The sequence below is a fragment of the Cyclobacterium sediminis genome (assembly GCF_054781075.1).
Window position 1 is genome coordinate 1 of record NZ_BAAGVC010000021.1, and the last position, 12,213, is coordinate 12,213.

At 38.7% G+C, this 12,213-nt stretch carries 9 protein-coding genes; 3 read left to right on the forward strand and 6 right to left on the reverse strand.

From position 1 onward, the window contains the following. Positions 1-335 precede the first annotated feature (335 nt). Entirely contained in the window at positions 336-794 is a 459-nt protein-coding gene (locus ACYVHJ_RS17290; protein ID WP_014022859.1) for a cold-shock protein, read from the reverse strand. Positions 795-1,305: 511 nt separating this feature from the next. Between ACYVHJ_RS17290 and ACYVHJ_RS17295 the strand changes: the two genes are divergently transcribed. Next, the gene (locus tag ACYVHJ_RS17295; RefSeq protein WP_460517241.1) at positions 1,306-2,589 is read left to right on the forward strand and encodes an acetylxylan esterase; all 1,284 of its coding nucleotides are present in this window, start codon (positions 1,306-1,308) and stop codon (positions 2,587-2,589) included. Positions 2,590-2,682: 93 nt separating this feature from the next. On the opposite strand, the gene ACYVHJ_RS17300 is transcribed toward ACYVHJ_RS17295, so the two are convergent. The 4 genes from ACYVHJ_RS17300 to ACYVHJ_RS17315 all read right to left on the reverse strand — a co-directional run bounded on the left by ACYVHJ_RS17300 (position 2,683) and on the right by ACYVHJ_RS17315 (position 8,240). After that, positions 2,683-4,404: an FAD-dependent oxidoreductase gene (locus ACYVHJ_RS17300; RefSeq protein WP_460517244.1), complete on the reverse strand. Its 1,722-nt coding sequence runs from the start codon at positions 4,402-4,404 to the stop codon at positions 2,683-2,685. A 109-nt stretch (positions 4,405-4,513) separates the two neighbouring features. After that, positions 4,514-5,671 carry an AGE family epimerase/isomerase gene (locus ACYVHJ_RS17305; protein ID WP_460517247.1) on the reverse strand — a complete coding sequence of 386 codons (1,158 nt, stop codon included), beginning with the start codon at positions 5,669-5,671 and terminating at the stop codon, positions 4,514-4,516. Positions 5,672-5,684: 13 nt separating this feature from the next. Further along, entirely contained in the window at positions 5,685-7,091 is a 1,407-nt protein-coding gene (locus ACYVHJ_RS17310; protein WP_460517250.1) for an MFS transporter, read from the reverse strand. 45 nt (positions 7,092-7,136) lie between these two features. Beyond that, positions 7,137-8,240 (reverse strand): o-succinylbenzoate synthase, encoded by a 1,104-nt coding sequence (locus ACYVHJ_RS17315; RefSeq protein ID WP_339905263.1) that lies wholly within the window; start codon positions 8,238-8,240, stop codon positions 7,137-7,139. Positions 8,241-8,443: 203 nt separating this feature from the next. Here ACYVHJ_RS17315 and ACYVHJ_RS17320 point away from each other — a divergent pair, with 203 nt between their 5' ends. Together ACYVHJ_RS17320 and ACYVHJ_RS17325 are read left to right on the forward strand one after the other, a co-directional pair. After that, positions 8,444-9,667, forward strand: coding sequence for an S-adenosylmethionine:tRNA ribosyltransferase-isomerase (locus tag ACYVHJ_RS17320; RefSeq protein WP_460517253.1), 1,224 nt, complete (start codon positions 8,444-8,446; stop codon positions 9,665-9,667). 47 nt (positions 9,668-9,714) lie between these two features. Continuing rightward, complete coding sequence (locus tag ACYVHJ_RS17325; protein WP_460517256.1) at positions 9,715-10,569, forward strand: alpha/beta hydrolase; 855 nt, start codon at positions 9,715-9,717, stop codon at positions 10,567-10,569. 83 nt (positions 10,570-10,652) lie between these two features. Here ACYVHJ_RS17325 and ACYVHJ_RS17330 read toward each other — a convergent pair whose 3' ends face one another. Continuing rightward, a complete protein-coding gene (locus ACYVHJ_RS17330; protein WP_460517259.1) occupies positions 10,653-11,969 on the reverse strand; it encodes a hypothetical protein in 1,317 nt (438 codons plus the stop codon). Between the last annotated feature and the right edge of the window lie 244 nt (positions 11,970-12,213).

Consider the following 12,213-nt stretch of genomic DNA (forward strand, 5'->3'; position numbering starts at 1 on the left):
GGATACCTATGCCCAATGGATAAAAGGTCAAAGAAAACCTACCCAACGCCTCACCAAATTGCACTTTACCGTAGTCGAATTGTACTGCTGATCAGAAGATAAACATACAAAATAACCACGAATGAATTAGTTTATCCTTACGTGGTCAAGTTTTATCGAATTTTCCAACAAGCCCAGACTAGTCATAAAGAGAAAAATCCATTCATCCTAACCTGAAAGTGTTAAGGGTGAATGGATTTTTATTTTAATCTTGGGCTTTTGTTACCATAACCAAGATGATTATGTAAATTAAACAGACCAAGAAAAAATTTTTATATATAAAATAGCACAAATGCTTAAGTTGCCAATTTCACATCTATGGCACTTAAGCCTTTAGGCGTTTTCTCGGTTTCAAAGGTTACCTGGTCATTTTCTCTGACATCATCAACCAGTCCTTTCACATGGACAAATATACTATCCTGAGATTCTAGATCTTTAATAAATCCATAACCTTTGGATTCGTTGAAAAAGGTAACTTTTCCTTTTCTTCTTAGATCTTCAGGATCAATTGGTGCTTGTTTGGACACACTTACTTCAATGTCTTCAAGCTCAATTTTCTTTTTCTTAACGGTAGGATCCGGTGGGGTTGAAGTGATATTACCATCTTCGTCTACATAGGCTATCATGTCATCAAGATCTCCCCCTTTGTTGGAATTAGATTTCCTGGCTTCTTTTTTTTCTTCCTTCTCTTTCTTCTTCCTTAATCTTTTTTTCTCTTTTTCTTTTTTGTTAAAAGTTTCTTTCGATTTTGCCATAAATTATTTTTTGTTCTTACGTTAGTTTTATGCCGGTAATTAGACCTATAACCCAGTAAACACCAATCAAGTCATCCTAATTTTATCTTTGTTTGTAGCACTTGCGGAGTGAAAAAATATGGGTCAATCCGGTACTTTTTATAAAATTAGTGGGTATTATTTCTCTGGGTAAGTACAAATTTGGCCAAAATAATGGATTATTCCTATTTCATACCATGATTATATTTTTAAAAGAAGGGCTAAACCCTCCTTTAAGGTTATTTAACCTAAAAAATCGTTCCTCCCTTACTTCGCACTTAGAAAGATCAGGGTTTCAGGAATATTAGAAAATAACAAGCTTTCAGCAATTGCTTGAATCAAACCTAATGGCTTACCAGGTATATTAGATCCTTACTTCTTAAAATATTGAATATTTATTGTACTTTTTGGCTTTAAAAGGCATTAGTTTATAACTTTATTGCCTGTCAATTTATTAATTCAAAAAACCAATAGTAATCAAAATCATTATTCAATGAAAAAACACGTTTTATTGTTATTATTAATCGGTCTTGTCTTCAGCCAATTTGTATCTGCTCAATCACAACAAGGAGACCTTATCAGGATAATGGTTAGCCCATCATCAAGCGATAAAACTTATGAAAAAGGTGATGAAATATCTTTCGATGTGGCCATTTACAAGTTCGGTCAGTTAGTCGAAGGGGCCGAAATTGAATATCAAATTGGGCCAGAGAAAATGGAGCCTGTATTAACCGGAACAGCAACTTTAAAAAAGGGAACCGCTACTTTGAAAGGTGGAAAACTTGATGTCCCGGGATTTGTAAGGTGTCAGGTAACCTATATTGAAAATGGAGAAACTTATTCCAATACAGGAACAGCCGGAATTGCACCTTTAGATATCCAACCTACTACCACCTTACCCGATGATTTTAAAGAGTTTTGGGACAAGGGAAAAGCAGCGCTAAAGGATATACCTCTCGAGCCAGTATTAACCTTAATCCCTGAAAGATCTACCCACCACACCAATGTTTACCATGTATCCTTTAAAAATATAAGTGGTGAAATCTATGGTATCCTAACCAAGCCCAAGAAGCCTGGAAAATACCCAGCAATCTTGCATGTTCCAGGTGCCGGAATCAGACCCTACTATGGTGCCAATATCAATCAAAATGTTATCTCCCTTCAAATTGGAATCCATGGAATCCCGGTGAATTTATACAATTCATCATTGTATCAGGACTTAAGAGCAGGTGCATTGGCCAACTATAACCGCATCTTCTTGGATGATAAAGACAAATATTATTACAAGCGAGTATACCTTGGCTGTGTAAGAGCTGTGGATTTTATCTTTGCTCAGGAAGAGTTTGACGGAGAAAACATTGGGGTAATGGGTGGAAGCCAAGGAGGTGCTTTATCCATTATCACAGCCGGTTTGGATGAAAGAATTAAATATTTGGTAAGTTATTACCCTGCCCTTTCTGACCTCACGGGTTACCTTCATGGTAGAGCCGGTGGTTGGCCACATTTATTTAGAGATGAATGGAGCAATCAGCCGGACCGAATTGAAACATCTAAGTATTATGATGTGGTAAACTTTGCAAGATTTGTGAAAGTCCCCGGCTTTTATTCTTGGGGTTTCAATGACAATGTATGCCCTCCTACCTCTATGTATTCTGCCTACAATGTGGTTCCCGGAGATAAGGAATTATCGCTTTATCATGATGCCGCACACTGGCGTTATGCTGAACAAAGCAAAGAAGGTCACGAATGGTTGGTTAAAAAAATCGGAGCCAAATAAATAAGACACCTAATAAAACAGCTTGAAAACAAATGATTTTCAAGCTGTTTACATTTTTTCTTAGTAAAACAATACTTCGGTCAAAACTTAACCCTATTGCCAACTGGTTTCAATTCCCTGAGACCTTATAAAAGATTGAAACTCCTTTAATAAGGAGCTGTTTTCCCGAATGTTTTTGGGTTGCTCTTTTTTACTCATCGCAAAGGGTACTAGCATGCCTACTGCCTCCCCTATGCTCCACTCAACGGGGTGTAATCGGTAGCATCCATTGGTAATATGGGTGGTACCAATATTTTTATTAGCAGGCAACAAATTTTCTGTTTCTTGAGGAATCAAAGCCCCTAAAGGTATTTGAAATGGCAATGAACCAAAATCAATGTAATTATCACCTCCACAGCTGGGGTGTAAATCGATATGGTAATAACCTATTCCTACGCTATCATGAAATGCCGCAGCTTTTAAATTCTTCCCCTCCAAACCGGAAACTTGTGCGCGCTGGGCTGCCCCCACATGTTCTTCTAGTACCGTGAACAAACTCTTTATTCTTCTCGATTCCCTTACATAGGGATATTTGGCCAAACCATCTTCAGTTCCCATCAGGTCATTCCTGAGCCTAAGACCCGGCCATCCTTTGCCCCCATCAGGACGTGGAGCTTCTGTTTGCAGCCAATAAAGCAAAGACAAGCTCTGCTGTTTTCCTGCATCAACATGTTTATTAAAGGTTTCTTCACTTACATCCACGATATTACCCGACACATAATCATTTTGTGGCCAGTTGACGAGCGTAGCATCTCCCTCATAAAAGCCCGGTTGATGATTTTTCTGCTCAATAATTTTCCTGTAAACCATCAAATTTAAACTGTTGCCTGTTTTCACACTTTCCGGATGGAAACCAAGTGCTTTCGGCTTCAAGTCTTTAGGACTGCTGTAATTAAGCTCCAGCATTTTTCCCGCCCAGGGAGGGTTCATTTGAGGTTCAAAATTTTTCCAAAACTCATAATCAGAAGGCTTTGGTATGGTCCAATCCTCCCCTTTAACATAGTCTATGGCAAAGCAGACAGTAAAGGCTTGGTTGTTCTCAGGTCGGTGGGTTACACCTGCATGAAATTCCCCTGTATCTCCCTTCGCTTCACTTCCGGTGATATAAGCCGTACCTGTGAGTGGCAGCAAGTCTCCCAATTCTGTAGCATCCACAAAATACTCACCTTCCAATAATGAGGTGTTTCCTGTAATTGTATTTTTAGCAATCAGCGATTGCACCCTCTTCCCATGGACTTTGGCAGTCTCTACCTTGTGCTGCTTAAGTATAATGAGTTTACGAGAACTTTCATAGGAAGCAAACATTTCTTGCAAGACAAGGTGGCCTACTTTAGGTTCAAAACAAAGTCGGGAGACGGACCCTCCCCCCGGATTGAGTCTTTTGTTTGAAGCAGCTTCGGGAGTTAAAGGGTAACACCTCTTGTAATAATCTCTGATTTTCTCTCTGAAAACCCGGTACAATTCGGGAGCTCCATGTGATTCAATCCATTGATGTTCATCCGGCGGTACTCCCTGTTGAGACAGCTGTCCTCCTAACCAATCTGTCTCTTCGGTCATTACCACAGTCAGGCCATTTCTCAGGGCTGCAAAAGCGGCTGAGCACCCCCCCAATCCTCCTCCTGCAATGATTAAATCTGCCTTAAATACTTTGCCACTTTCGTTTATTTGAACCCTTTTCGCTCCTTGGTTGGCATGTGCCGGTAAACCTGAAAGTGTAGCTGTGGCAAGGGTACCTCCACCCATTACCACTTTGCCCATAAAGTTTCTTCTATTCATTGTCTCAATATTATATTTTGCTTAGAATTAATCCCAAATCCGGCCATTGTTTTCTTTTCCGGAATGCATTCACTTCCTAACCAATTGCCGGACTAAGGACTCACATTAACTATTGAATTTTTTCAAGGCTTTTCCAAACCTGATACAGCCCTCTTGGTACATGAAAACATCCTTTCCACTTTCCTCCTTTGAGGGGCAGCTGGATTTTACCATACCTGTCCAGGTAACCAAACCACTCGAGAGATTCAGGGTCTTTGAAATGATTCCAGGTATAATCATGTACCTTATAAAACCATTGAAGACAATCATTATTGCCTGTGATAGCATAAGCTTTTGATAAAAACACCAAGGTTTCCAAATGGACCCACCACAATTTTTGGTTCCACTCTAACTTCTCCGAGGGATGTCCCAAAATATCTAAAAAATAGTAAATCCCTCCATACGCTTTGTCCCAGCCATACTCCAAGGTTTTCAAGCCTGTTGCTATGGCTTTTTGACACAAATCTTCATCCTTATACTTTTGGCTTAGGTCTAGCATAAACCACATGGCCTCTATGGCATGACCGGGACTTGTTAACCTTCCCTCATGGGAATTAGAAAAACTTCCATCCAAGTTCACATTTTCCAAAATCAAGCCGGATTCCTCCTGATAAAAAACATCCATCACTTCATGGATTACTGTAGGCACCAATTCTTCAACCTTTTCCTTATCTAGCAATGACTCCATTTCAAGCGTTAAATTGCTCAGTATCATAGGCAGGGCAAAACTTTTTAAATCCCTTGTTCCGGGAAATGTTTTGTTGTAAATCCCTTTTGGATTGTCTTTTCTCTTTAGAATGTTCTCAAAAGTACGCATTGCAATGGAAGCGTAGGCTTCATTTGGGGCCACCTTGTTTAGCGCAGCAAAAGCCATGGCTGCAAAGCAATCGGAAAATATATTATATGGCTGAACCAAAGGCTTTCCTTTTTGGTCTAATGAAAAATAAAAAGCTCCATTTTTGTCCCTCCCGTGTTGAATTAGGAAATCAGCCCCCTGTTTTGCCAAATCGAGCCATTCTTTTCTTGCCTCCACCTGATCATACATTACAGCAAACATCCAAACCTGCCTGGCTTGCAGCCACAAGAATTTGTCTGTATCATAGACCTCACCTTGCCTGTTAAGGCAGGTGAAAAAGCCACCATATTGTTGATCCGGACTATTTTTTTCCCAAAAAGGTATTACATTATTTAATAATTCGTTTTTGTATATATCCAGGTATTCCTTCATTGTTAGTTGTTTTTTATTTTTTCTCTAACCAGTAGTTTTCTATTTCCTCTAAGCTTCTTCCGGCTGTCTCAGGTATTTTTTTCCATATGATATACAAGTAAGGAAAGCACATCAAAGCAAAGAATAAAAAAGTCCCTGATGGCCCAAGGTTTTCCAAAAACCAAGGAGTTAATTGACCTACCAAATAAGTACCCAACCAGAGAGAAAAACCTGCAATAGACATGGCCAAACCTCGGATTTTATTGGGATACATTTCAGAAAGCAAAACGAAAATTACAGCAGATATAGAAATGGCAGTAAAAAAGATATAGGCCAAAAATAGCACCAGCAAAAAAATCGATGGTAAACCATAAATTTCACTACCATAAAAGTAAAAACTTATCATTAGCAGCGACAAGACCATTCCTGACACACCAAAATAGACCAATTTTTTTCTACCAACACGATCAATAATAATCAAAGCCAATATGGTTGTCAAAACGTTGACCAAGCCTACCATCACCTGATAAAAAAGCGCATCCCCTCCACTCAAACCGGATTGCTCAAAAATACTAGGACCATAATACAACACTGCATTTACACCCATAAATTGACCTAGAATAGCAATGGCCATTCCCAAGAGGACAGGTTTCAAAATCACCGGATTTTTTAACAGCATCCAATTGCTCTCTCCAATTTGACCGGATTGGTCCATTACTTCTTTTACCTTTTGCTTCCCTGATGCTTCAGAGCTGTATAACTTCGCAAACACCTGTTCTGCTTTAGGCATTTTGTTGTTGACCACAAGCCATCTGGGGCTCTCAGGAATCAACAATAAAATAAGGAAGAACAGCAAGGCAGGAACAGTTTCCATCCCTAACATTCCCCGCCAAACTTCCTCATTAAAAACCTTATACAAAATCGTACCCATTTGAAATAGTTTGCTTTCCGCAAAATTCAACAACTGAAAATTCATTAAGAAAGCCCCTAAAAAGCCTACCGTAATGGCCAATTGATACAAGGAAACCAAACTCCCCCTTATGGAAGAAGGTGCCACCTCAGAAATATACATTGGAGAAACTATGGACACCATGCCAATGCCTGCCCCTCCGATAATTCTATAGACAATTAATGCATTGAAAGTACCTGCGAGTGCACAGCCAACGGCCGATACTGAAAACAATACTGCCGAGAGTAGCATTACCCTTTTTCGGCCATACTTATCAGCTAAACCTCCGGCAATGCTCACTCCAATTATTGAACCCAACAAAGCACAACCCACATACCAACCTTGTGCAATGGCTCCCAAAGAAAATTGCTCGGTCACTTCACTGATGGTCCCGGAAATAACGGCTGTATCATAACCAAACAAAAACCCACCAATAGCAGCGACTAAAGACAAGAAAACTATATAAGAATAAGCAGCGTTTACTTTCATCATTAACTTGATAATAATAAAGAATTGGACATAAAGAAATCGGTCAGCCTAATGATTAAAAATGCCAGGTAATTCCCAGTCAATATTCACATGGTAGGACAATTCACCTTCTGAAATGCGCAAAGGTGATTTAATATTGTTATGGTACAATTGTCCGGTTCCCAGGCCTTGAGGCATGGTAGCCTTTAAAGCAGCGGTAAGTTGAGCGATGGCATTAAGACCTATATTACTCTCCAATGCCGAGGTCATCCACCAACCGGTATTGGTTTGGTCAGCAAGCTCAACCCATTCTCTTGTAGCTACAATACCACCTAGCAATGTAGGTTTAAGAATGATGTATTGAGGGACAATAGATTGGAGTAATGCTAATCTATTTTTTCTTCCACAAATGCCAATAAGCTCTTCATCCAAAGCTATGGGAATGGGAGATTGTTTGCATAATTTATTCATCTCCCGAATCAAACCCGGTTGAATCGGTTGTTCGATGCTATGGATGTCATACTCATTTAATTTATGGAGCTTATCAAGCGCCGTATCCGGTGTAAAAGCCCCATTGGCATCAACTCGAATCGTTATTTTTTCTTTTGAATATCGTTCTCTTATATTCCCTAAAATTTCACATTCTTGGTCAAAATTAATTGCCCCTATTTTCATTTTAATACAATCATAGCCTTGCTCAAGTTTTTGATCAATTTGACGCTCCATAAATCCCTTATCCCCCATCCAAACCAAACCGTTTATAGGAAGAGATAATTTGCCACTGAAAAAGCTATTTTGAAATATCTCCCGCTTACCTCCATGGATTAAGTCTAGCAAGGCAGTCTCGAGGGCAAATTGAATACTTGGAAACTCCCTAAGATCAAACTCATCTATCAGCTGTAATAGTATTTCTTGATTGGCCCGGAACTTTATTTGCTCCACCCTTCTCAAAATCAAATTGGCCTTATCCTGAAAATCCGAAACATCGTCTATGCTTAGGCCTTTTAATGGGCCGGCCTCTCCAATGCCGATGGCCTTTGGGAATTGGTCTGAACGAACTTGAATAAAATGGGTTAATTTATTTTTAAGTACTCCTCTACTGGTTCCTGCATCAAACTTAAAATCCAAATTATAAGCAATAATGGAGCATTTAACTGTAAATATTTTGGTCATTTGTCTTTTTAGCTATAGTCAAATATGGTTATTTTCTTCCAAAGGATGAAAAGGGGCAATGCTTAAAGCAATTTTTTTCCCGGATTTTATTCCAATGGTTATCGAAGCCATAGAAACCGTGCATAATACCATGGTATTGCTTCGAAAGGGCTATATTTGCATCGTTTTTAAAAGAATGTTGAATTTCGAGAATTAATAATAATATGCGCATCGAAAGTGCTCCACAGTTGAAGGATTATTTCTATGATTTACCTGATGAATACATCGCCAAACATCCACTTGAACTAAGAGATAAATCTAAATTATTGCATTTTGAAAATGGTAAAATTAGCCATGAAAAATTCTCGAATATCTCAGCTTTGGTTCCTGCCAACAGCCATCTGGTATTTAACAATACAAAGGTTATTCCTGCCAGGCTTCACTTTCAAAAAGCAACCGGAGCAAAAATTGAAATTTTCCTGCTCAATCCCATTCTCCCTGCAACCCTTATTCAACAAAGCATGGAGAGCACCGGGCCGGTAACTTGGAAATGCATGATTGGAAATCTTAAACGATGGAAAGAAAATGAACTGCTTTCCTCCAAAATAGTTATCGATTCGGTAAGCTATGCCTTACAAGCAAAATTGGTCAATAGGGAAAACAGGGAGGTTGAAATGAGCTGGAGTCCTGATGACAAATCCTTCGCTTCCATCGTTGAGGCTAGTGGGGAGGTGCCGCTCCCACCCTACCTAAACAGAGCAGCCGAGGATGCGGACAAAGAACGTTATCAAACAGTCTATTCTGATAAAGAGGGGGCGGTAGCAGCACCCACGGCGGGACTTCACTTTACAGACCAAACCCTAACCGATTTAAAGGCCAAAGGAATATCAATAGAGTACCTTACCTTACATACCGGAGCAGGTACCTTTCAGCCAATCAAACATGACAACATCATTGAGCATCCGATGCACAGCGAGCAAATGGTGTTTACCAAAGAAAATATTGTCAATTTAATCGCGGCTGAAGGCAATATTATAGCGGTAGGAACAACTTCCATGCGCTCGTTGGAAAGTCTATATTGGTTCGGAGTTAATTTGTTACTTGGTAAATCAAAAGAGTTTCGAATAGATAAATTGACTCCCTACCAGGAATATACAAACCTTCCAAACAAAAATGAAAGCCTTGAAGCCATTCTAGAATGGATGCAGGCAAATGATTTGAAACAATTAATTGGCTCCACGGAGATTTTTATTTTCCCGGCCTACGAATTTAAATTATGCAATGGGCTAGTGACCAATTTCCACCAGCCCGGATCCACATTAATTCTTTTAGTGGCTGCTTTTACCCAAGGTAATTGGAGAGAAATCTATAAGGAAGCATTAGAGAATAACTACAGGTTTTTAAGTTATGGAGACAGCAGTTTATTGTGGAACAATAAATTAAGTTAGGTAGCTTATTGGGTATCATTCATTTTATAACAATTATCAGGAAGCCTATGTTAATTTTAAGATCGTTTCTCTTATATGGTTTTATCGCATTAATAATTAATAGTGCTATTGCCCAAGTGGACACAGTGAGTCACTACAGCCAAAGTTTAAATAAAGAAATGCGGTATGCCATTACCTATCCGGAAGGTTATAAAGATTCGGAAGAACATTACCCGGTTGTTTACCTCTTGCATGGTGCAGGTGGCAATTTTAGCAATTGGCATAAAAGTGTTAAAAGTCCTGACCTATTACCTGATTTGGCGAACCAATACGAAATGTTGATTGTGACCCCTGAAGTGGGGCCTTTCAGCTATTATTATGACAGCCCCGTGCTCGATACTGTTCGTTATGCCTCTTATATTACAATTGATCTGATCAAAGAGATTGACGAAAACTACAAAACCATTGCAACTCGACAAGGAAGGGCTATCACCGGATTGTCTATGGGTGGGCATGGAGCCATTTTGCTAAGTGCAAAAAATCCGGATTTATACGCTGCAGCAGGGAGCATGAGTGGAGTAATGAATATTGGTACCGAAGTATGGGATATTGGCGAAGAAAGAAAAGCGCTAAGAAAAAAGCAGCAAAAAGAAATGCTGGGAGAAATTAACTATGAGGCACCCTTTAGCCCTTATACGGCCGTAGGCTTGATCGGAAAAATGAAGCAGAATAATGTGAGTTTGATTATTGACTGCGGTACGGAGGATTTTCTATTAAACACAAACAGGCAAATGCACCAACTCCTTTTAGATGCCGGTGTTCCGCATGATTATATTGAAAGACCCGGTGCTCATAATTGGGAGTATTGGACAGAAGCCATTCCTTATCATTTTCTTTTTTTCCATGAACAGCTGAATAATTAATTGTCATCTATAATCTTTGATCCAAATGACTTCTTACTAGAATTACAGCAAGCAGAAGTTGGTTAATATGGTATTTGACCTGATCAATTATTATGAAAAAACTTCTTAATGATTCGCTTGATAAATGGGCCTCTTGTTTTTTTAATTTCATCTTTAAATACCACTCCAAAAGATTTCTTAACCAATGGATAAACTTCTTTAACTTGATTAGGATTAACTAAGCCTTCCTTCATCCTATCTATAAATTCGTAAGCATTCCATTTCTCTTTTAAAACAGACTCGATAAACCCACTTTTAAATGGTAAACTCAAACAGGATATACCTTTAATTAATAAATTTGTATTTTCATATTGCATTCGAAATGAAACTTCTCCCCTCGGATGTTCCCAGTAAAAATTTTGGGTATCTTGACCACAGTTAGTGGATATTTCCCCATATTTTTTCCATTCAAGTCCACTGAAATCGCATTGCGAGCTTAGAGGACTACCGTTTAATAGGTAATGCCTATTATTCCATTTAAAGGCCATTTCAGCCATTGCCTTATTGATTAACGCTGAAGATTTCATTTTTCCGATATCATCAACGGAAAAAAAATCTAAATGATCTGTGTTTCGGTCATGGGAATTCTTCACACTACAATCCCTCAGCAGATCCAATGAATGAAAGAAATCTCCGGTAGTAGAAATAATGGTATGGGCATGAAAGGTTTTACCCTTAGAAGTTTTGACTTCCAGCATGTTTTTTTTGCTTATTAAGCTGTTGAATATTAGGTAAACATCAAAAATAGACTCAACACCTATTTGCTTTAAATACTTCCCAACTAACCAGGCTTCCTCTTCCGGCAATTCTTTACTTGCAAACCTTGACTCATGACAGATAATAACAGGCACAATGCCAAAATGTAACAAACGAATTGCAATAGCAATGGCAAACAAGTCCTGACCTTCTACCAGCACCACATCTTCCTTATTAAGCTTATTATCTGACTGTTCTGCTCCACATAATAGCGTACCTAAGCTTTGCACACAATTAGAAAAAACCTTTATCGGCTGTGCCTTTCCTATTAACAGGTAATCATATCTTATTTTCCCATCGCTGTGATTGATTAGCCTTTCCTCTTCCTTTATTGAGCTTATGGAGGAACGAATGATAGTAATAGTTATATTCTCTATTTGAAAACTAGAACACCCATTCGGATTAGAAATCATATGCTTTCCTCTAGTCAAAAGTAATGCCTCCAATAAGAATGGTCCGAGCTCTGATTTTTCAAATAAAGTGACCTTAATTTTTTTAAACTTATGCTGATACTTAAACAGGAAATCAATACCTGAAGGAACTGTTCCTAGCAGTACAATTTGAGCTGTTGGCTTCTTACAATTTGGAGGAAATGTATTTATCAACTTTATCTTGAATTAAAAAATCTCTGTTTTCTAAATACAACCATAGCCAACAATCAGGCCAAATAGATTTACTCATGAATGCTAGTTTTTATATTCACCATGCGGTTTATTTCCCATTGTACTATTTTGATCTTACCGCCCCCATTTACTTCAACCCCCTGTTTTAAATTTAATTTCTAAAACATAGGAAAAATCACCTTTCACTTAAACCTGAAGAGATGGTAATTTTCATTTATTTTGTTCT